Below are 22,014 nucleotides of genomic sequence, written 5' to 3'. Positions count from 1 at the left end.
CAAGACTAACGATAAGTGAACTGAGATGAAACTAGAAACCATAGATTACCTAGCACAAGACAGTGCTGAAAAGTTTGTAAAATCACTAAGAGAAACAGGCTTTGGTGTGTTGAGCAACCACCCCATCGACAAAGCATTAGTTGAGGCTATTTATGTAGAGTGGCAAGCGTTTTTCAACTCAGAAGAGAAGCGTAATTACCTTTTTAAACCTGAAACACAAGACGGTTTCTTTCCTGCAGAGATCTCAGAAACAGCAAAAGGACATACTGTTAAAGATATTAAAGAGTATTTTCACGTTTACCCTTGGGGACGCATTCCAGATTCTCTACGCGAGAATATCCTCACCTATTATAAAAAAGCCAATACATTGGCTCAAGAACTCCTTGGTTGGATCGAAGCGTACGCACCAGATGACGTGAAAGCTAAATTCTCAATTGCACTTCCACAGATGATTGAAAATAGCCAAAAAACCTTACTTAGAGTACTTCATTACCCTCCCATGTCTGGCGATGAAGAGATGGGCGCTATTCGCGCGGCTGCCCATGAAGATATCAACTTAATCACGGTACTACCCGCGGCCAATGAACCTGGATTACAGGTCCAAGTTAAAGATGGATCTTGGGTCGATGTGCCAAGTGATTTTGGTAATATCATTATCAATATTGGTGATATGTTGCAAGAAGCTTCTGGCGGATATTATCCATCAACAAGCCACAGGGTTATTAACCCTGAGGGCGCTGATAAAACAAAATCTCGCATATCGTTACCCCTGTTTTTACACCCAAATCCTGAAGTGGTTTTATCTGACAGATACACAGCAGATAGCTACTTAATGGAACGATTAAGAGAATTGGGCGTTATTTAACCCTTCCCCTCGAATAAAAGCGCTGAAAGGCGCTTTTTATTTGTTAAAATTTACCTTAACAAGGTAAAATCTCCCCCATTAGATTTTGAGAGACAGGGCGTTTACATGGCAATTCAGTGGTACCCGGGACATATGCATAAGGCACGTAAAGAGATCGAAGAGGTAATGCCTCAAGTCGATCTGGTTATCGAAGTGCTAGATGCGAGAATCCCTTATAGTAGTGAAAACCCTGTCATATCGACATTACGTGGTGATAAGCCCTGTATTAAACTGTTGAATAAATCAGATCTTGCCGATCCTGAAACCACTCAGCGTTGGATTGAATATTTAGAACGTGAGCAAGGTGTAAAGGCGATGGCGATCACCACTTTACAAGCCGCTCAGGTCAAAAAAATTCCGGAATTGTGTCGTAAGTTTGTGCCAAACCGCGACAAGATGGAAAAAGATATCCGTACCATGATCATGGGAATCCCTAACGTAGGAAAATCCACCATCATCAACACGCTCGCAGGTAGAACTATTGCTAAAACAGGTAATGAGCCTGCTGTAACAAAAGTTCAGCAACGCATCAACCTAAGAAACGGCATTGTACTTTCTGATACCCCTGGGATTTTATGGCCAAAAGTGGATAATGATAAAAGTAGTTATCGCCTAGCCATCACTGGAGCAATCAAAGATACTGCGATGGAATATGAAGATGTCGCCATGTTTGCTGCTGAGTATTTTCTTCACGCGTACCCTGAAGCGATTGCAGAGCGTTATAAGCTAAAAGAACTCCCTAATACTGATATCGAACTTTTAGAAGCCATTGGCCGTAGTCGCGGCGCATTGCGACCAGGCGGACGTATTGATCTACACAAAGTATCAGAGCTCATGCTACATGAGTTCCGCTCAGGAAAAATGGGGTTACTCTCATTAGAAACACCTGAGATGGCTGAGATAGAAAAAGCAGAAGTCGCCATCTTAAAAGCGAAAAAAGAGGCTGCTCAACTAGCTAAAGATGAAGCTGAGAAGCTCAAACGTTCAGGTAAACGATACAAGTAAAACAGGCTCAATTCTCAGCGTTAAGCTAGATGGTTAGTGGTTTCTAAGTTTGAGTAAAGTACTGTTTCAAAATTATAAAAGCCAATACTCGAGTATTGGCTTTTATGCTCCTAAATCGTCCACAACCTCTAATACACCGTCCACTCAAACATCATTTTCTGTTAGCTTAACAATCAAGTTATCACAGCTCTGTTCAATCAAATCCAACACAAGTTCAAAACCATTGCCAAGACCATAGTAAGGATCGGGGACTTCTTGCGGCTCTGCCGTGTCTAGAAAACTGAGCATTAGCTGTATTTTATGAAGATGTTGCTCAGGACATCGGGCTTTGAGATCCGCTAAATTATTGTGATCAGCAGCTAAAATGAGGTCAAAGTGCGAAAAGTCCTCATCAATCACCGCCCTTGCTTTCATGCCTTGAAAACTAAAGCCGCGCTTTTCACCTGCCGCAATCGATCTGGGATCAGGAGACTCTCCTTGATGATAAGCCAAGGTGCCTGCCGAATCGATTTCAATCACTAGCCCGCTCTGCTCTGTTTTAGCTCGAAATACCGCTTCAGCGGTAGGAGAACGACAGATGTTGCCCATACAGACAAACAAGACTGAATTTATCTTTGTCATTAACGCCTCATCAATCAAAATAGCTTAACAATTATTGATTCAACCTTACCCGCAAAAAGCTGGCAAATCTAGGTGTTCCTTTCTGCGTTAATCCCGAATACTTGTAAGTCACCATCACCCCAACCTCTGGTGGATTGCGCCGCTCTTCTAACGTAAAACCGGTACCTATTTTAAAGCGGATCCCTTCTGGAGTTTCAACCAGTATTGACCCGAGTATTCCCTCAAATTGTCCTTTACCCGGTATATGGCTAATTACTGTCGCTTCAGCATCAAAAAATGGCTTAAATTTGATTAAGTCCTTGTTACGACCTGTAATGTAGAGCGAAGTTTGATGGTGCAGCATCAACCCCTCCCCACCGGCTTTGACGACTTGCGAAAACCAAGTATTTAGTTCATCTAAACTGCTGACTTGCTTTTGCTCAACAACTGATAAATAAGCAGATTTATTGGCTAACGTTTTAGCAAAATGTTGATAACGTCGCCCAAATGGCAATGTGCTCTCAGGAAAGTCGAACACCATGAACTTAACTGATTTCCAATCACTCTCCACCGTCTTCTTGCGCCTCACTAAACCTGACACCTGTTCAAAAGCACCTCTTCCCATCCATAACTCACCTTCTAATGGGTAGTTAGGAAAGTCCTGAGTAAACCAATTAGGAGCAGATATAAGCCTATTTGTACGGGTAAAGAGCTGCTTACCGTCCCAATAGCCTCTGACACCATCAAACTTTTCGCTCACAAGGTAGTCAGCAATATCTCCCTCTATTTTAGCGTTCGTCGCAAGTTGTTTTTGATGTTCTAAAGGCACCACACTGGGACCCGAAATACTTCGATAGCCTGTCGTATCAACTAATTGGAGGGTGGCTAAGGTGGGAGATGAATAAAGGAGAACTAAGAGAACGGCCAATAACCGATTAAGATACTTTTTCATTTTACGTTCCTTCGTATAATGTCATCAGATTAAATCCATTAACCTGAAAATGACTGAATAAAGATGAGTGTAGAACATGAACCAACCTATTTGAAATTGGTCTCATATTTTCACGGTGTTATACTCTTGCAAAAATTCACAGCTAAAAACAAAAACCAGTTAACAAAATCACTTTGGACCAATATGAAACCTGAAAACAACCACGGTATTAAGCGCGTATTTAGAGCGACTGGCTTTTCGATGCAGGGACTTAAGTCTGCTTGGACCCACGAAGCTGCATTCAGACAAGAGCTGGTACTGGCTTTTTTAATGCTACCTATCGCTCTTTTTGTCGATATAAGCACAGTAGAGCGCCTGCTATTGATCTTAACTCTGTTTATCGTTTTGATTGTTGAGCTGTTAAACTCAGCGGTAGAAGCGGTTGTCGACCGAATTGGTGATGAAATTCATGTGCTAAGTGGCCAAGCCAAAGATATCGCATCGGCAGCGGTCTTTATGAGTCTTGCTCTGTGCGCAATAACTTGGGCTGTCGTGCTCGGAACACGTTACCTTTAATTTACCCCCTACTTCCCCGTTTAAACCACAAAGCGACAAACCATACTGAGTACCAGCAAAATTTGCTCACTCAGTATGGCTTTAACCCTTACTCGCAACAATATCAATTTAGTTAACATTTTTTGATACAAATCATTCACAAACAGACACAGTCTGATACTATAGTACGACAGTTAAGATTCAAACCAATAGAATCAACAACTTATAAAAACTATAATAATAAAATAATGATTGGAGTCGCTTTAATGCTAAAAAAAATAGGCATTTCCGTATTAAGTCTATTAGCGACGTCACCTTGTTGGGCTCAAGATACAGACATCAGTTCACAAGACGACGACAGTAAGACTGTTATTCGGATCGGTGGGTTTTACTCGAACTCTAATTCAAGTATGGATGTCACCAATCCTATCTTAGGCAATGACTTTCAGATCGACTTTGAAGAAGATCTTAAACTTGAAAAGTCACAATTTTTGCCTTTTTTCGAAGCGTTTTATCATTTCAATGATAAACACATCGTCTATTTTGATTGGAAACAACTTCATCGCAACGCTGAAGTTCAGCAAATCACCAAACCATTTCAGGTTAACCTAGATGATCAAGTTTATGATATCCAGCTAGGCGCAAAAATTAAAACTACCCTCAATATCGATATTGCACGTATTGGTTACGGCTATAATTTTATGCAGGGGAATAACTACAATTTGGGCTTGTCACTTGGTCTTCACGCCATGTTTATTGAAACTGGCTTTGAGGGCAACATTGGCGCCTGTATCGATGGTGAAGCTTTTGATGGTTGTGGTGCAACCCCAACCAATAGAATGATAGAAGAGAGTGTCACCGCCCCGCTGCCTGATGTTGGACTGTATGGTGATTATGAGTTTTATCCCGGTTTTAAATTTACTGCCCATGCGCAATATTTTTATATCAAGCTAGACGATCTCAAAGGTGGATTAATCGATGTTCGCGCAGGAGTCGAAGCGGAGATAACCGAAAATTGGCATATGAGCGCAGCATTCAATTTTTATGAAGTTGATATCGATTATGCCCAAAAGGCCACTCAGGCGAATCTAGACGTTGCCAATTACAATCTTTATTACAGCTTTATCGGCCCAATGCTTTCTGTCAGTTACCATTTTTAAATCAAATGGATAAGCAGTTATCTCTTATCCATAGAAATAGTAACAGACGGAGATAGCCGCGATAATCCCCGCAAAGTCAGCCGTTAAACCGCAAACAAGTGCATGTCGGCCATTCTTAATCCCTACCGCACCGAAATAAACCGCCAGTACATAAAAGGTGGTTTCTGTACTTCCTTGAAAAACAGCTGCTAGGCGTCCAGCAAAAGAGTCCACGCCATGATGTTCCATGGTTTCTAACATCATGGCTCTCGCCCCTGAACCACTAAACGGTTTCATTATTGCCGTCGGTAAGGCGTCAACAAAACGCGTGTCTCCTCCCAGCACTGAAACAATCAAAGAGATGATATGCAAAAGATAATCTAACGCGCCAGAGGCACGTAATAATGCGATAGCCAATAACATAGCGAGCAAATACGGAATTAACTTAATCGATTGAGCAAACCCCTCTTTCGCACCCACGATAAACTCATCATACACAGCCACTTTGCGTAAACCTGCCACCAGAATAAAGCTGAACACTAACAGGAGTAATACACCGTTTCCCATCGTTGTCGACAAGGTGCCAATGGCTGTAGTGGTTAAGGTTCCCATGTAAAACACTAACGCCATTATCGAGCCAAAAATCACCGCCCCATAACCTAGCACCACGGCATTAAACAGTGAGATACGCTGAAATAGCGATACGATTGTCACCCCAGCCAAAGTCGAAGCGGTAGTTGCTAACAATATTGGTAAGAAGATATCAGCAGGAGCAGCTGCTCCTTGCTGCGCGCGGTAAAGAAACACCGTAACTGGCACGAGTGTGACAGATGAGGTATTAAGCACTAAAAAGAGAATTTGAGCGTTGGTAGCTACTGTTTTATCTGGGTTTAAGGTCTGCAGATCTTGCATCGCTTTTAACCCAAGAGGCGTGGCAGCATTATCGAGTCCAAGAATATTGGCGGTAAGGTTCATAGTGACACTGCCGTAAGCCGGATGCCCCTTAGGTACATCTGGCATTAACCGAGACAATAGAGGTTCAAACATTCTTGCAAAGAAGCCTACGACACCGGCTTTTTCACCGACTCGCATCAAGCCCATCCACAATGACAACACACCAATCAGGCCCAGTGCAATTTCAGCTGCAAGTTTTGAGCTATCAAACAACGCCTTTACTGATGTCGATAACACCTCAATATGACCATTGAAGAGTTGGATCGTGATAGCAAACATCGCTGTCACAAAGAAAAATAACCACACCCTATTTAACACATCATATCCTTTTATAACTCGTTAATTTACTGCAACTGATGAGAGCCGAGTATGTTTTGAGATCAAGAACTCTCCTGTTTGCAGCTCCTCATACGCTCACACTGTCATGCTATGTTATAATCGCGCAAAATAACATGCTGCTCGGTAACTGTTTCAGTCTTATGGTTCAATTAAATCAAGATTTTATCAATAGCATTGCTAAGGATATGCCCGCTCATCTGACGATGGATGATTTTATCCACTACAGCAGTCAGCCTCTTCGACCTTCTATTCGCGTTAATACGTTGAAGATCTCATCTAACGATTTTATCGACTTGATGAAACCTAAAGGATGGACACTCGATCCTATTCCTTGGTGCAGTGACGGCTTTTGGGTTAGCCTGGACAGTGAAATACAGCTGGGTAACACCATAGAACATATCCAAGGGCTATTTTATATTCAAGAGGCCAGCTCTATGCTGCCTCCAACTGCACTGTTTGATGATCTTGATGACACAACCGAATACACCATACTCGATATGGCCTCTGCCCCAGGTTCAAAAACGACGCAGATAGCCGCGTTAATGAAAAACTCTGGCCTGATCGTGGCGAATGAATACTCTTCAAGCCGAGTGAAAGTACTGCATGCAAACGTATTGCGCATGGGCGTCTCTAACACTGCCTTAACGCATTTCGATGCGCGTGTATTTGGCGAGTATCTCTTCAATCAATTCGATGCCATCTTACTCGATGCCCCCTGTAGCGGTGAAGGTACGATACGAAAAGACCCTCAAGCGCTAAAAAATTGGAGCCATGCGGAAAACGCCTCAATTATCGACACTCAAAAAGCGTTAATTGAATCAGCATTTCTTGCACTTAAAACAGGTGGAAGCTTAGTTTATTCAACCTGTGCTCTGAGCCGGGCTGAAAATCAGGAAGTGTGTGAGCACTTAATGTCATGCTTTCCCGATGCAGTTGAGTTTCAATCTTTAAGTCAGCTATTTCCTGATGCAGAGAAATCCTGCACCTCAGAGGGTTTCTTGCATGTTTGGCCACAAATTTATGATAGTGAAGGCTTCTTTGTCGCCAAAATTCGTAAAATTGCTGATATTGAACGCCAAAAACCCATGCCTAAACAGCAGAAAAACTTTCCGTTTGAGCCTGCTAGCACCAAAGTAAAAGTTGAGTTACAACGCTATTTTAAAGACACTTTCGATATCTCCCTCCCCCATGATGGGTTAGTCATGGTTCGAGATCTTGAATATTGGTTATTCCCTGCCAAAATGGCAGATTTAATCGGTAAAATGCGCTTCCAGCGTATTGGCATAAAACTAGCGGATGGATTAAAGAAAGGCTTTAAGGTACGTCATGAAGCAATTATGGCGCTAGCAAATGCCCTGACTCCTTATGAACTTACCTCATTACAGGCAACAGAGTATTTAATGGGTCGAGATATTCCGCTGCCCGATGGCGGCAAGCCTCAAGGCGAAGTGATCTTGACTTACCATGCTTGCGCTCTGGGTGTGGCAAAACATCTAGGCAAAAAATTGAAAAATAGCCTCCCAAGAGAACTGGTTCGCGACAGGATCATCAGTTCAGAAACGAAAGGTTAATGTAGAAATTGAACAATGGGGAAAATATTTAGTTACAAAGTCAAAGACTAAAAGTTCAGTAATCACGCGGAAAGTCAACGACATCGGCTACACTATTAGCCAGAGAGTAAATTCTCACCAGTAGCGCACGGCTCTTTAATCAGAGCCATTCCCCTAGACCCAAAACAATTGGAATAGTTTTGGGTCTTTTTTTATCTGAAGTTTAACGTCCGACCAATTTGGCTGCATCAGTAAACAAGTTAAAGAAGTTATTGCTGGTATATTCAGCCAACTCCTCATAACTCTCGCCTCTAAGCTCAGCAATAAACTCAGCGACATCTCTCACATAGGCTGGCTGATTTTCTTTACCTCGATGGGGCACTGGCGCTAAATAGGGAGAATCAGTTTCTACCAGCAGTCTATCTCTTGGTACTTTACGCATCACTGTTCTGAGTTCGCCCGCATTTTTAAATGTAGCGATACCCGATACTGAAATATAGAATCCTAAATCAATGGCAGCTTTTGCCATTTCCCAGCTTTCGGTAAAGCAGTGCAGTACGCCACCCACTTTATCTGCGTGGCCATTTTTTAAGAAATTTAACGTATCTTCACGTGCATCTCGAGTATGAATAATCAAGGGCTTGTTGACTTCAACCGCTAATTCAATCTGCTGCTCGAAACAGCTTTGTTGCAAAGCTTTAGTCTCATTTGCGTAAAAATAATCTAACCCAGTCTCACCTATTGCGACCACTTTTGGTTCTTTAACAAACTCGTTAAGCTCAAATCTGTTAAGTCCGTCTTGTACATCAAGCGGATGTACCCCGGCAGACAAAAAGACTTGATCAAACTCTGCCATTTTGTCACGCATGGAAACGAAGCCTTGTTGGCGCACATTAACGCAGAGGAAATAATCCACGCCACGGCTCTTGGCCTGGGCAATAATCTCTCTAAGACTTTGTTGATCGGGCGCAGCTTTTAAACGGTCGAGATGACAATGGGAATCGATGAGCACGTGATTATCCAGCAATGATGAGAAAAATAGAAAGAGGTGAAGGATACAAGTCTAGCAAGTGAAGGTCAAATGAGGATATGACTACATGGTGCAGGTTTGATCGCCGGAAGCCAGCTCCCGTGATAATAGGTTTTCAATATGATGTTTGTGCGTTTGAGCATCCGTCATTATCTTAACCCCAATCCCAGCCGGACGGCCGCCAGATGCACCGATAGGATTAATCCATACGACCGTGCCTTTAAAATCTAACTTAGTGGTTGATCCCGGCAATTGATAAGCGATGGTCAGCTCTTGACCGAGAAAATGACTTTCACTTGTCGCAATAAATAGACCCGCTGGTTGTATAAAGGGCATATATGCACGGTATAGATGATGCAAGGTGTCAAAATTTACAACGAGATCTACCATAAATCGATTATCTTTAAGTTAATTGTTTATATTCTAAGATAAACCCTTGAAAAAGCGCCAAAGAGTTCACGTTCGGCATAACACTGAGCTTGTGATAAGTGTTCATAACCTTAGCTGCCAGCTCTGAAACTTTCACTCTCAACAGGGCGTCTAACTGAGTTTGCTTGACTAATTTCTGCCTTAAAATTAAATACAAAACTTTAATTGCATCAGAAACTTGATTGTCGTTTATATTCATTAAATTAGCACACAGGTGACCGGAGGACAAACTTTGAGTCCAGTCTTTTCTCAACTGAAGTAAGTGTTCATAGCGTTGATCCTGCAGGGCGCTTGCCAATTCTAATGGGCCCCCCATCACGGGTAAACACCAAGTCACATCAGCACCGGATTCATGTCCTTGGCTTAACCAAGCTTTAATTTCATCAATACTAGGAGACTGAAAATGGACCCGTTGGCAACGACTGTTAATGGTAGCCATGAGTCTCGATGGGGTATTTGACTGCAGCAGCAACAAGGTATCCTTACCTGGCTCTTCGAGTGTTTTAAGCAGCGCATTAGCCGCAGCAAGATTCAGTTTTTCACACAGACTAATCACTGCGACTCGGCGTCCACCTTGCTGTGACGTGGAGGTCAGCTTTTGACAAAGCTCTCTGATCTGATCAACCTTTATCTGATTGCCATCGGCTACAACATGATAAAGATCAGGATGAGTATTTGCTTCAACCAGCTGACACCCTTTACAAAATCCACAGGCGCCATCTTGCGTAAGGGTATGGCACAATGCAGCCTTCGCCATTGCTAACGTCAATGGCTCTCCGCCATAGCCCGCATGCACGCCAATCAGATAAGCGTGCCCTACGTGCTGAGATTTAAGTTGTGTACAAAAATCATGAACCACAGGTTTAAGCCAAGGAATATCCTGCATTACCAATCCTGTTCCTGTAAAAGTGCCAGAATATCCTTGTGAACCTCAGCCATACTTTGACCTGCATCGATTACCTTAATAGACTCATCTTGCTGAGCATAGGATAAGAAAGTTTGTCTCGCACGCTCAAAAAACTGGATCTCCTCCACCTCTATTCTGTCTAACGCACCACGATTAGCAGCGCGAGTAAGCCCGAGTGTAGGATCAATATCCAGATAAAGCGTCAAATCAGGTTTAAAATCCCCCAGGGTCGCGCGACTCACTGATTCAACTAAAGGCATTAAGCCTCTGCCTCCACCTTGATATGCCAAAGATGAGAGATTATGTCTGTCACCGAGCACCCATTCACCTCGACTCAGTGCAGGTTTTATTACATTAGCCACCAATTGCGCCCTTGCGGCATAAAATAGTAGGCATTCAGCTTCATCACACAATGGATCGGTATCGTCGGCTATTTTGACGAGATCTCGAATACGTTCAGCCAGCGGCGTGCCACCCGGCTCACGAGTGCATATAGGCACCACGCCAGTATGCTTTTCAATAAAGTCTCGAACTAATGAAATGGCGCTCGACTTGCCTGCACCTTCTAAACCTTCAATGACTATAAATTTGCTATCAACTTGCTTGTTCATCGATTTCTCTGATATTTGTTCACGGCACGATTGTGCTCGACTAATGTTTTGGAAAAAATGTGGCTACCGTCATTTTTCGAAACAAAATAAAGATATTGCACATCTGCAGGATGCGCTGCGGCTAATAAAGCAGCACCACTGGGAGCAGCAATCGGCGTTGGCGTGAGCCCATTTATTCTATAAGTGTTAAATGGCGTTTTTTCTCTAAGCGCCTTGTAGGTAATATCCCCTTTATATGAATCCCCCATCCCGTAAATAACAGTGGGATCGGTTTGCAAACGCATTCTTTTATTAAGGCGATTCATAAACACTGCCGAGATCCAGGGACGTTCACTGGCTTTACCCGTCTCTTTTTCGATAATAGAGGCCATGATCAGTAATTCATAGGGAGACTTAAGTGGCAGATTATCTGCACGATTCGCCCAAGCCGCTTCAAGCTCTTGCTGCATTTTCTTGTAGCTTTGCGTCACGAGTAATTTGATATTATCACCGGCCTGATAATGATACGTATCCGGATAAAACTTCCCCTCAGGCAAACCTGAATCATCACCTTGCTCAATTAACACCGCATTAAACACATCGGCAGAGAATTTACTGTGCGGAAGGGTTTTAAGTGTTGCATTCCACTCTTTAATGCTTTGACCTTCAACTAATGTCACCGCAAAAACCTTCTCTTTACCTTGAGTAAGCTTTTCCAGTAAACCAGCCACTGTTTCACCTGGAACGACTTCATAAAGACCAGTGCGGATCTTAGCCAACTCCGGATAGATCTTTACTAGAATCTTTAATTTCCAACCATCGGTAATTAACTGCCTCTGCTCTAGTAAGCTAATTAATTGGTAAAAAGAGGTTCCTCTTTTCAGTTCAAGATCTTGAGTTTGTTCAAGCTTCAATGTCGACTGGCTGAATTCAGTCACTGCATTGTAAGTCCATAAACTGACACCTGCAGCGAGCGTTAACAGAGTAAAGAGAGTGACGGTAAACGTTATAATTAATTTTTTCATAAGCTAAGGTGTAAAATTTGTCTCAATGTGTCTGAAAAAGACGATTTGGAATAGGAAAGGCTATCGATGTGGTTTATATCCACGAGACCAAGCAAACTATTGGTTATAAAGCAGTGCTCAAACTGAGCTAAATCATTATGGTTTATCGGTTTAATATCAAGATTGTAACCTAAATCAATCAGGGCATAGATCACTTGCTCTCTCATCATCCCTGCAACCCCGCTGTGGCTGATAGCAGGTGTGAACACCGTTTTTCCTTTAATAAAAAACAAGTTCGCCATCGATGACTCAATAACACAACCTTCTGCATCAAGCACCAGCCAATCATCAAACCCTGTTGGTATTTCAACTGATTTGATCAGTACTTGCTCAAGACGATTAAGGTGTTTTATGCCAGCAAGCCTAGGCTGCTTTGCTAACAAGATGTCACTTAAAGCAAGTGAAATGCCCTCTTTCTGCCACAGGCCATAATGCTGCGGTAAATCTGATAGAGAGACCACTTCATTGACTAAACAAGGATTGGGCGCCGCATAACCGCGGCCACCAACACCACGACTGAGCAATAACTTAACGCACCCATCGCTTTTTGATGATGCTAATTGCTGCAGTTGATTCGTTAATGATTCTGACACTTGCCAAATAAAGCCTAGTCGCTGCGCACCTTGGGCTAATCTAGCAAGATGAGCTGATAAAAACTGCACTTCGCCATTTACGATCCGCATGGTGGCAAACAAACCATCGCCATATGCAAGACCCCGATCAAGAGCATCTATCTCTTTGACGGCAACACCATTAACCCAGACTTGTGTCATTAACTCTCAAGTTCCTTATCCATCGGCACTCTTATTACACCTACCACAATATAATCTTGCCATCATCTAAACACGCTTCAATTTCCGTATCGGTTAAACGCATTGTCCGTACTCTCCTGAGTTTATTCGAACTAAGTGACTGTCTATTTACTTAATCATTAAGAAAATAGACAGCACTAAATCTAAGTTACTTTAACCTAGATTACTTAGCTAACAGATGCTGGATTCGTGTTTTTAAAATATCAGTCGCGATGCGGTTTTTACCACCGCGAGGGACGATGATATCTGCATATTGCTTTGAAGGATCAATAAACTGAAGGAACATAGGACGTACCGTTTCAGTGTATTGCGCCATAACAGACTCCATAGTACGGCCACGTTCTGCCACATCACGCGATAGTCTGCGCATAAAGCAGATATCTAACGGTGTATCCATAAATACACTTGCATCCATCAACCCCCTAAGAGCTGGATCGGTCAACAACAAGATACCCTCTAAGATGATCACTTTCTTAGGCGTCATCTTAATGGTGTCTGTCATACGCGTGTGTTCGTTATAGCTATAAGTGGGTATCTCTACAGCCTCACCTGTTTTAAGTGCCCGAAGATGTTGGCATAACAACTCATGATCTAACGCTTTAGGGTGATCATAGTTGGTCAACACTCGCTCTTCCATCGACAGATGGCCTTGATCTCTGTAATAGGCATCTTCGGCGATAACACCAATCTGATCAGTACCTAGATCACGGCACAACTCCTCGAATATCGTCTTTGCAATTAAACTTTTACCTGATGCAGAAGCACCCGCGATACCGATAATGACACATTGAGAGTTCATGCTGATGTTACCTTATTCTTCATCTGAAATACTAATTGATACACTGGATTGTACTTGTGTTAATGCGAGTTGCGCACCTACTTTTCTCGCAATTTCACGATAAAGAGCGGCAACTTCACTGTCTGGTGAAGCAACAACGGTAGGAATACCTTTGTCGACATCTTCACGAATATTGAGTTTCAGCGGTAATTCGCCTAATAGCGGAACGTGATAACGCTCAGCCATTTTGCTACCACCATGGCTACCAAATGGATGTTCTTTATGTCCACATTCGCTGCACATATGAAAACTCATGTTTTCAACGATGCCTAACACCGGAATATTGACCTTTTGGAACATGCTAATGCCTTTCTTGGCATCGGCAAGGGCGATATCTTGAGGAGTAGTCACCACGATAGCACCTGTCACTGGCACTTTTTGAGATAAGGTCAACTGAATATCACCGGTTCCCGGTGGCATATCAATGACTAAATAATCAAGATCAGGCCACAATGTCTCATTTAACAGTTGAGCCAAAGCACCAGCTGCCATAGGACCACGCCATACAGCGGCTTCATCATCGGCTAACATAAAACCAATAGATTGAGCCGAGATACCGTGAGCCGTTGCCGCAGACATCATTTTACCATCTGCAGATACAGGTTTAAAATCTGTCACGCCTAGCATAATAGGAATAGATGGGCCGTAGATGTCCGCATCCAAAATGCCCACTTGAGCCCCTTCAGCTGCTAACGCAAGCGCTAAGTTGACTGCAGTCGTTGATTTACCCACACCACCTTTACCAGAGGCAACAGCAATCACTTGCTTGACGTTGGCCAAAGGCTTAACACTGCCAATTGCAGAGAAACTAGCAGGCTGAAAATCAATTTCACATTCGACTTCATCAATCGCATCAAGTACGGCAAGTTTTTTGGTTATTGCCATCACAGTGTCACGATATTGCGTCATACAGGGATAGGGGTAACAGAGTCCTAATTGGAGACGTTTACCATCGATTGATAATTTAGTTACGCAACCAGCACTGACTAATCCTTGTGCTAAATACGGATCTTGATACGCGTCCAAAATGGCCAAAACAGGGCCGAGAAGCTCGTCACTAAGACGATAATTCTGAGAAGCTGAAGACAAAGGTGCAACCCCCTACAAATAATTTGCTCGATTGTATCAGAAAAAGCCAATAATATTCGCGTACATTTAGCTCACTTAGCGCATGTTTTGATGAAACTCTTACGGGGATCGGTTAGTATCTACGCCAATCTTTTTGGGCACCTAACTGATTTTGAGACAAGATGGCAAATTCACAACGTAAAATCTTAGTGACAAGCGCACTTCCATACGCAAACGGACCTATCCACTTAGGCCATATGCTGGAATATATTCAAACTGATATTTGGTCACGATTCCAAAAGCTTCGTGGACATGAATGTCACTATATCTGTGCAGATGATGCCCATGGCACACCGATCATGTTGAAAGCTCAACAGATGGGTATTGAGCCTGAAGAGATGATTGCTCAAGTGAACAAAGAGCATCAGCAGGATTTTGCTGATTTCAATATTCAGTTTGACAACTTCCACAGCACACACAGTGTTGAGAACCGCGAACTTTCGAGTGAAATTTACCTCAAGTTACGTGATGCTGGTTACATTAAGACTCGCACCATCTCGCAGCTATTTGATCCAGAAAAGTCGATGTTTCTTCCTGATCGCTTCGTCAAAGGCACTTGCCCTAAATGTAAGAGTGAAGATCAGTACGGCGATAACTGCGACAACTGTGGTGCAACCTATAATCCTACGGATCTGATCAACCCTAAATCAGCCGTATCGGGCGCAACGCCAGTCATGAAGGACTCAGAGCATTTCTTCTTCGACCTGCCAGCATTTGAAACCATGCTCAATGAATGGACTCGCTCTGGTGCCATTCAAGAAGAGATCGCGAATAAACTTGGCGAATGGTTTGACCAAGGCCTGCAACAGTGGGACATCAGTCGTGATGCACCTTACTTCGGTTTTGAGATCCCTGACGCGCCAGGTAAATACTTCTACGTGTGGCTAGATGCGCCTATCGGTTACATGGGGTCATTTAAAAACCTATGTGATAGACGTGAAGATCTTAATTTTGATGATTTCTGGGCTAAAGACTCAACCGCTGAGGTGTATCACTTCATCGGTAAAGATATCGTTAACTTCCACAGTTTATTCTGGCCAGCCATGCTTGAAGGTGCTGGTTACCGTAAGCCGACAAGTGTTTACGCTCACGGTTATGTGACGGTTAACGGCGCTAAAATGTCAAAGTCAAAAGGAACGTTTATCAAGGCGCGTACATACCTTGATAATCTGGATCCTGAATATTTGCGTTATTACTATGCCGCGAAGCTAAGTAATCGTATTGACGATCTCGATCTTAACCTTGAAGATTTTGCTCAACGCGTGAATTCAGATCTCGTCGGAAAATTGGTTAACCTAGCGTCACGTACTGCAGGCTTTATCAGCAAGCGTTTCAATGGCAAGCTAGCTAAAGTTGCCGATACCACTCTTGAACAGACATTCTTAGGCAAGCAAACGCTGATCGCCGAGTTATATGAAAATCGTGAGTTTGGTAAAGCGATGCGTGAAATCATGGCGCTTGCCGATCTCGCTAACGCCTATGTTGCTGACGCTGCGCCATGGCAATTAATCAAAGATGAAGCTAAGCAAGAGGAAGCGCATCAGGTTTGCTCGAATGCCCTTAACTTGTTCCGCATCTTGGTGACTTACCTGAAGCCAGTGCTGCCAAAGCTTGCTGATGATGTTGAAGCCTTCTTACAATTCCCACTGACGTGGGACAACTTGAATGCCGATCTTGCTGGTCACGAAATTGCCAAGTTCAAAGCCTTGATGCAACGTGTCGATATGAAAAATATCGAAGCGATCATCGAAGCCTCGAAAGACAACTTACTTGCCACCACTGATACCAATCAAGTTGACGGTAAGAAAGCGGCGAAAGCTGACAGTGTATCAGCCCAAATAGATACACCGATTGATACTCGTAGCCCACTTGAAAGCGATCCTATCTCAGCAGAGATAAGCTTTGAAGACTTCGCAAAAATCGATCTTCGTATTGCGCGTATCGCAAAAGCTGAACATGTACCCGAAGCCAACAAGCTGCTTAAACTTCAGCTTGATTTAGGCGGCGAGACCAAGCAGGTTTTTGCTGGCATCAAGTCTGCTTATGCTCCTGAAGATCTAGAAGGCAAACTAACCGTCATGGTGGCAAATCTTGCACCACGTAAGATGCGTTTTGGTATGTCAGAAGGCATGGTACTTGCTGCTGGACCTGGTAATAAAGATCTATGGATCTTAGAGCCACATGAAGGTGCACAACCTGGTATGCGAGTGAAGTAATCCACTTCGCTATCAGACAATAAAAAGGCCGCATTCAGCGGCCTTTTTATTGTCTGTCATCTGGGTTAAACATTATCTAAAAATGCGTCCACCTGTTTTTGACCGCTTAATTCGATGATATTGATGCCTCTAAGTTCATCAGATGCTAGTAAGTTAACGTATCGAGCACGCTTGGTATGAAAGGTTTTTAACACCCAAAAGATAATTGACTCACGGCTAAAAAAGCTATGCCTGAATGTTTCAATATTTCCTGCAAACAAGGGTTTCTTAGTCGATGAGCGATGGATTGAGCGAGTCACTGCACGGTACAGCACAAGCGGGAAAGAGTGATTCAACCAAATAATGGTGGTTGCACGCGGCCAAAATATATCCCGCGCTACAGAGTAATTGCCATCGATAACCCAACGCTCAGCTGCACTCGCTTTATCCACTAACGCTCTAAACTCTGGATCTGGACGTTCCACCCAATCAGGCAACCAATGCAATTGATCCAACTCTATATGTGCCATCGCCAATTTGTCAGCTAGCTGCTTCGCAAAGGTTGATTTTCCGCTGCAGCTTGAACCTATAATCACTACACGTTTCATCGGCTGACCTAATCTTGTTATTCATATAAAACTCGATGTTGATGAGTCACAAGAAAGAAAAAAGACTTAGTTATCTCTTTTTGGGACTCCACCTTTTATCCAAGCTGCGGTTCCATAAAGCGGCACAGTCGATAACGCATGCTTATGGCTACCGTTGGTCTCTTTGGTCGAGTAAGAAAGATAGAGTAAAGTTTGATTGTCAGCATCATAAATACGGCGCACTTTTAACGTTTTAAATAGCACACTCAGTGACTGTTTAAAGACAATCTCGCCATTTTTACTTTTATCAATGTTCGCTATTTCAGCGGCGGTAATAGGCCCTGTTTGACGACAAGAGATACTCATATCAGAAGGATCAGCCAAACTTAAGTTAGCTTCAATGCGACTAATGTGACAGGTCACCCCTGGGATTTTAGGATCATGCTTAGCATCGATAATCACATCTTTGGTGGTGAACATGCCTAGGCTTATTTTGCCGACATCATCTCCACCGCAAGCACTAAGGCCCAATAACACTGAAACGGCTAGCGACAACTTTGTGACTGATTTAAGACCTTTCATCTTCATCCTTAATAAAGTGCTGAGTTAACTCGAAAGTTATCGAGCTAACATACTGTTCAAAATAAGGTTAAGCAAACACCTTTTGTGCCCAACGCGTTAATCCTGCCGTGACACTACCAAAGTGATCGCCAACGACAATAGGCGTTTCGGGATGCATAGCGGCAATCCTATCATATATGGCTGGGCTTCTTGCTGTGCCGCCAGTGACATAGATAACATCAGGCATGACTCCCGCCATTTCCAGTGCTTGTTTCATCAAAGCTTCTATTTTGGCACTCGGCAGTTCAATCGCCTCTTTAAAGAGCGCTTGGGTCACTTCGGCATCAAGATTTGGACAAACATAATCCAGGTTTGTCGTTACAGTATCTGTATCAGACAAGCTGATTTTGACCTGTTCAGCACTGCGGACAATACGGTAACCCAACTGCTCTTTCTGCACTTTCAACAGACGTTTGAGTAACTCAGGGCGCTTCGCCTCTTTAATTAATTCTTCGATAGTTTTACGAGAGTTCAGTGACGAAAAATCACGTTGTGCACTAATATCATTCACCGCCACCGCATTCCAGAAAGGTTTACTCGGAACAGGTAATCCATTGGTCATATGACAACCTAGACCTAGATGTGACATAAATGCCTTCATCGATAAGGCAATATCAAGATCGTTTCCACCAACTCGTTGGCCGCTGTGACCGAGAAAATCTTGGCTTCGTTCCTTCGATTCCATATGAGATGGCCCCATCTTAACCACAGAGCAATCCGTTGTACCACCGCCTACATCGACCACCAGCACAATCTTGTCTTCAGTCAAGCTGGCTTCAAAATCCATACCAGCAGCTAACGGTTCGAATAGAAAATCGACATCGGTAAAGCCTGCACGTTTGGCAGCAAGTCGCAATATCGTTTCAGCCTGCTGATTACTCTCTTCACCGCCTATCCCTTGGAAATTGACCGGACGACCAATCACAGCATGTGTGATAGCGCCTTTACTGTTTAACCCCTCAAGGGACTCTGCCTGCTGCTTGATATACAACATCATCATGGTGACAATGTCTTCAAACAGGGCAATCTGCTCAGTTCTAAGTCCTGTCGCCCCTAAAAAAGATTTAGGTGAACGGACATAAAAGCCCTCTTCAGGCATCTCTAAATACGCGTTAACCGCACGTTCACCCACAAAAACAGCCTGTTCATTTGGCTCTAAATCTAATTCCCGGCGGGCATTACGCGCACGAGTGAGTTGTCCTGCACGCGCTTTCGCATAATCTGCTTTAAGCGCAGTTGGCATCTGTTGATACACAGCCTCAGCAATCAACTCCCTGTCTAAGGCATAGAGAGTTGACGTTAAATAGTTAGATCCAGCTGCCAAAGGCAGTAACCTCACACCACTTTCTTCCATAACGCCAATGGCGCAATTTGCACTACCATAATCAAAACCAACAAACATTAAAGTGCCTCAAAGTGAAATTGCCAAATAAAAAGTCGTGCAAAATAGCACACATTGAAATGAGTAAACAGAGTAATACAAATCTATATGAGAAACAGGCTAATTTCACTGTTCAGATGTACAAAATGACGACAGGATAAAATGAAAATAGAGGAAAAGAGGCAGATAGAGGTGAATCAATCAACAAAAGAACAAATGCCTATTGGTTAGTCATCAACATTTAGGCGACGGCTTGTTCTTTCATCAGTTAACGTTTTTAATCCAATTTACTTTTAGAAGACAAATCGGTTCACAAAAAATAGGACCCACATTGTTACTAACTGATCTCTATCGCAGGATCTTGAGCATCGACAATACTGCCCTCCCCAATGAATATTTTTGTGATTTCTCCCGCAATAGGCGCTTCATGAGGGACTTCGGTTTTCATCACCTCAAGAATAAAGAGTACATCTCCCGCCTCTACTTTATCCCCCACTTCCACCAGCACTTTCCACACACTGCCAGGGATTTTAACTTCAACTTGCTCAGCCATTACTTATCTCCTCAAATTTATAGACTTGCAATTATACTGATCGTTTTATTTAATAAGGGTTAAACTGCTCATTTGGCACTTCTTATCTAATACTCGACGTAAATCTTGTGCTTCTTCGACACTCACCTGTTTAAACTGATATCGATCGCCCGGCCTCGATTGGGCAAGCTTCCAAAATGCCGCAGAAATTACGGTATAAGGATTAATAAACCCGCCCATACTTGGACCATCACTCACTAAAATAATCGGTGTTTGACCTGCAAGATTGATTGCCCCTAAAGGGTAACCGTGATCAATGATATTGGACGGTTCACTACCATGCTCAGGGGCTTTGTTGTGTGCCTTGTCCGTAAAAGTCCAATCAGGTCCATCTAACCGAAAACCAGTGCGATCGCTTTTAGCTGAAAGCACCCATTCACTGTCTAAAAACCGTTGCTGACCCGCTTGATCAATCCAATCATCATTAGGGCCTGCAACCACCTCTATTTCCCATGTTTTATTTTTCGATAGCTCAGGCATACATTCTGGCTTAACCCGACGAGAGATCACCTCTACTTTGTCAGCTAAAGGCAAAACCTCTCCATCTTTAATTGCATGACCGGTCACACCACCGACTCCGGCTTTAGTGAACGTAGACTGAGATCCTAACCAAGGCTTACTGTCTATTCCCCCTGAAATGGCGATATAGCTGCGCGCACCACTAGAGGCAAAAGGCAAAGTGAGTACATCCCCAGACTTCACTTGAATGCTTTGCCACATCGCCACCGCCACACCATTAACTGACGGAGACATATTGGCTCCCGTCACAGCGATAACCCTGTCATCAGTAAACTTTAAGCTTGGTCCTATCAATTGACACTCTAATCCAGCCGCGCCAGCGGCATTTCCAACCAATAAATTGGCTAGCCTAAATGACCAGGAGTCCATCGGACCCGATTGTGGAAACCCTTGGTTCCAAAAACCAATTCGACCAGGATAATCTTGAATAGACGTTTCTAAACCACCTTTTATAACTTCAATCATCATTCGCCCCTAGAATCGCTTATCTGTATCGATGGAGTTCAACCAATTTTTATACTGACTCACAGAAAATTTTTGATAATCCACCACGTTGTACACATAACTTTTATCAGCCACTCTTTTCTCTGTATCAATAAACTCTTGTTCACTAATAGGCACAAATTTGACTCTGTCTCCTGGTTTAAATAAACAGATATTCTGTTCAAACTCAGGGAAACTAGCTTGTGTGTCCCAAATAGGCACTGGTGTTCGTCCAAATATTTGATAGCCGCCAGGGGTTGAAACAGGATAAATGGCAGTCGACGCCCCTCCCATTCCTACCGCTCCTTTGGGTGTCCACGTTCGTGGAGGGTTGTACTTCGGTGCCGTTAAGCGACATCTTGGATCCAGAGGCATCATAAAGGGCAATCCAGGCCAGAAACCTAACGAGGCCACCCAATATTCAGTGCCCGAATGGACCCTCACCAGTTCATCCACACCACTGAGGCCATTTAACTCTGCAACCAACTCTGGGTCTGACTGCTTGTCATGAATCTTTTCTTGGTAGTCTTCAACACACTCTCGAGTCCAAGGGTCTAAATAACAGCATGGTAAATAAAACAGTCGACTGGGCAGTTCAATGTCTTCAATAGAGCCGAGTCCATTAATCAGTGTTGACAACTCTCTGACCAAATCGTGATAGCCAATTAAATCAGGATCGTAATGCACTAGAATTGAAGCGAATGCCGGCGCCGTTTCAATGACCCCTTTTATAGCTGATTGCTTGATCACAGCGCCTAAACCTTGGCCGAGGAAATTCAGCTCTAAATTCATTTCATTGCCAAATTCCACAAGAATGTAGCGATCTCCTCCAGGAGAAAATTTTGCTTCTGGGTATATCAT

Annotated in this window: 23 protein-coding genes; 6 read left to right on the top strand and 17 right to left on the bottom strand. The window is 43.3% G+C overall.

What is annotated here, in order from left to right; translation table 11 throughout:
• Positions 1–25 precede the first annotated feature (25 nt).
• Positions 26–865 carry an isopenicillin N synthase family dioxygenase gene (locus FN961_RS05835; protein WP_143563620.1) on the top strand — a complete coding sequence of 280 codons (840 nt, stop codon included), beginning with the start codon at positions 26–28 and terminating at the stop codon, positions 863–865.
• Positions 866–970: 105 nt separating this feature from the next.
• The gene (gene ylqF / locus FN961_RS05830; protein ID WP_143563619.1) at positions 971–1,909 is read left to right on the top strand and encodes a ribosome biogenesis GTPase YlqF; all 939 of its coding nucleotides are present in this window, start codon (positions 971–973) and stop codon (positions 1,907–1,909) included.
• A gap of 144 nt (positions 1,910–2,053) precedes the next feature.
• Here ylqF and FN961_RS05825 read toward each other — a convergent pair whose 3' ends face one another.
• Positions 2,054–2,530 carry a low molecular weight protein-tyrosine-phosphatase gene (locus FN961_RS05825; protein ID WP_143563618.1) on the bottom strand — a complete coding sequence of 159 codons (477 nt, stop codon included), beginning with the start codon at positions 2,528–2,530 and terminating at the stop codon, positions 2,054–2,056.
• 31 nt (positions 2,531–2,561) lie between these two features.
• Positions 2,562–3,461 (bottom strand): DNA ligase, encoded by a 900-nt coding sequence (locus FN961_RS05820; protein ID WP_143563617.1) that lies wholly within the window; start codon positions 3,459–3,461, stop codon positions 2,562–2,564.
• Positions 3,462–3,644: 183 nt separating this feature from the next.
• On the opposite strand from FN961_RS05820, the gene FN961_RS05815 reads away from it, so the two are divergent.
• Together FN961_RS05815 and FN961_RS05810 are read left to right on the top strand one after the other, a co-directional pair.
• The gene (locus FN961_RS05815) at positions 3,645–4,016 is read left to right on the top strand and encodes a diacylglycerol kinase (protein WP_143563616.1); all 372 of its coding nucleotides are present in this window, start codon (positions 3,645–3,647) and stop codon (positions 4,014–4,016) included.
• A gap of 245 nt (positions 4,017–4,261) precedes the next feature.
• Positions 4,262–5,155 carry a hypothetical protein gene (locus FN961_RS05810; RefSeq protein ID WP_143563615.1) on the top strand — a complete coding sequence of 298 codons (894 nt, stop codon included), beginning with the start codon at positions 4,262–4,264 and terminating at the stop codon, positions 5,153–5,155.
• A 24-nt stretch (positions 5,156–5,179) separates the two neighbouring features.
• Here FN961_RS05810 and FN961_RS05805 read toward each other — a convergent pair whose 3' ends face one another.
• The gene (locus tag FN961_RS05805; protein WP_143563614.1) at positions 5,180–6,406 is read right to left on the bottom strand and encodes a nucleoside recognition domain-containing protein; all 1,227 of its coding nucleotides are present in this window, start codon (positions 6,404–6,406) and stop codon (positions 5,180–5,182) included.
• A 161-nt stretch (positions 6,407–6,567) separates the two neighbouring features.
• On the opposite strand from FN961_RS05805, the gene rsmF reads away from it, so the two are divergent.
• Positions 6,568–7,998, top strand: coding sequence for a 16S rRNA (cytosine(1407)-C(5))-methyltransferase RsmF (rsmF, locus tag FN961_RS05800; protein ID WP_143563613.1), 1,431 nt, complete (start codon positions 6,568–6,570; stop codon positions 7,996–7,998).
• Between the two features lie 202 nt (positions 7,999–8,200).
• On the opposite strand, the gene FN961_RS05795 is transcribed toward rsmF, so the two are convergent.
• From FN961_RS05795 to apbC, 8 genes are all read right to left on the bottom strand, one after another.
• A complete protein-coding gene (locus tag FN961_RS05795; RefSeq protein ID WP_143563612.1) occupies positions 8,201–8,989 on the bottom strand; it encodes a TatD family hydrolase in 789 nt (262 codons plus the stop codon).
• Between the two features lie 81 nt (positions 8,990–9,070).
• Entirely contained in the window at positions 9,071–9,397 is a 327-nt protein-coding gene (locus FN961_RS05790) for a PilZ domain-containing protein (protein ID WP_143563611.1), read from the bottom strand.
• 13 nt (positions 9,398–9,410) lie between these two features.
• A complete protein-coding gene (holB, locus tag FN961_RS05785) occupies positions 9,411–10,322 on the bottom strand; it encodes a DNA polymerase III subunit delta' (protein ID WP_143563610.1) in 912 nt (303 codons plus the stop codon).
• On the bottom strand, positions 10,322–10,954 hold the full coding sequence (gene tmk / locus FN961_RS05780; RefSeq protein ID WP_143563609.1) for a dTMP kinase: 633 nt from the start codon (positions 10,952–10,954) through the stop codon (positions 10,322–10,324). Before tmk ends, holB begins: the two co-directional genes overlap by 1 nt.
• Positions 10,951–11,958 (bottom strand): endolytic transglycosylase MltG, encoded by a 1,008-nt coding sequence (mltG, locus tag FN961_RS05775; RefSeq protein WP_143563608.1) that lies wholly within the window; start codon positions 11,956–11,958, stop codon positions 10,951–10,953. The genes tmk and mltG overlap by 4 nt, the downstream gene beginning before the upstream one ends.
• Positions 11,955–12,770 (bottom strand): aminodeoxychorismate lyase, encoded by an 816-nt coding sequence (gene pabC / locus FN961_RS05770; protein ID WP_143563607.1) that lies wholly within the window; start codon positions 12,768–12,770, stop codon positions 11,955–11,957. The genes mltG and pabC overlap by 4 nt, the downstream gene beginning before the upstream one ends.
• Positions 12,771–12,972: 202 nt before the next feature.
• Positions 12,973–13,608 carry a uridine kinase gene (gene udk, locus FN961_RS05765; protein WP_143563606.1) on the bottom strand — a complete coding sequence of 212 codons (636 nt, stop codon included), beginning with the start codon at positions 13,606–13,608 and terminating at the stop codon, positions 12,973–12,975.
• Positions 13,609–13,620: 12 nt separating this feature from the next.
• Complete coding sequence (apbC, locus tag FN961_RS05760; protein WP_143563605.1) at positions 13,621–14,736, bottom strand: iron-sulfur cluster carrier protein ApbC; 1,116 nt, start codon at positions 14,734–14,736, stop codon at positions 13,621–13,623.
• Positions 14,737–14,897: 161 nt separating this feature from the next.
• Here apbC and metG point away from each other — a divergent pair, with 161 nt between their 5' ends.
• The gene (gene metG / locus FN961_RS05755) at positions 14,898–16,991 is read left to right on the top strand and encodes a methionine--tRNA ligase (protein WP_143563604.1); all 2,094 of its coding nucleotides are present in this window, start codon (positions 14,898–14,900) and stop codon (positions 16,989–16,991) included.
• A gap of 65 nt (positions 16,992–17,056) precedes the next feature.
• On the opposite strand, the gene FN961_RS05750 is transcribed toward metG, so the two are convergent.
• From FN961_RS05750 to FN961_RS05725, 6 genes are all read right to left on the bottom strand, one after another.
• Positions 17,057–17,578, bottom strand: a complete 522-nt coding sequence (locus tag FN961_RS05750; RefSeq protein ID WP_143563603.1) for a P-loop NTPase family protein — start codon at positions 17,576–17,578, stop codon at positions 17,057–17,059.
• Between the two features lie 66 nt (positions 17,579–17,644).
• Complete coding sequence (locus FN961_RS05745) at positions 17,645–18,139, bottom strand: CreA family protein (RefSeq protein WP_143563602.1); 495 nt, start codon at positions 18,137–18,139, stop codon at positions 17,645–17,647.
• Positions 18,140–18,206: 67 nt separating this feature from the next.
• Entirely contained in the window at positions 18,207–19,580 is a 1,374-nt protein-coding gene (gene yegD / locus FN961_RS05740) for a molecular chaperone (protein ID WP_143563601.1), read from the bottom strand.
• A 316-nt stretch (positions 19,581–19,896) separates the two neighbouring features.
• Positions 19,897–20,112 (bottom strand): acyl-CoA carboxylase biotin carboxyl carrier protein subunit, encoded by a 216-nt coding sequence (locus FN961_RS05735; RefSeq protein WP_143563600.1) that lies wholly within the window; start codon positions 20,110–20,112, stop codon positions 19,897–19,899.
• 45 nt (positions 20,113–20,157) lie between these two features.
• Positions 20,158–21,135 carry a 5-oxoprolinase subunit C family protein gene (locus tag FN961_RS05730; protein WP_143563763.1) on the bottom strand — a complete coding sequence of 326 codons (978 nt, stop codon included), beginning with the start codon at positions 21,133–21,135 and terminating at the stop codon, positions 20,158–20,160.
• Positions 21,136–21,144: 9 nt separating this feature from the next.
• Complete coding sequence (locus FN961_RS05725) at positions 21,145–22,014, bottom strand: 5-oxoprolinase subunit B family protein (RefSeq protein WP_143563599.1); 870 nt, start codon at positions 22,012–22,014, stop codon at positions 21,145–21,147.

It is taken from the genome of Shewanella hanedai, assembly GCF_007197645.1.
GTDB classification, from domain to species: domain Bacteria; phylum Pseudomonadota; class Gammaproteobacteria; order Enterobacterales; family Shewanellaceae; genus Shewanella; species Shewanella hanedai.
This window is presented reverse-complemented; position numbering and strand designations above follow the sequence as displayed.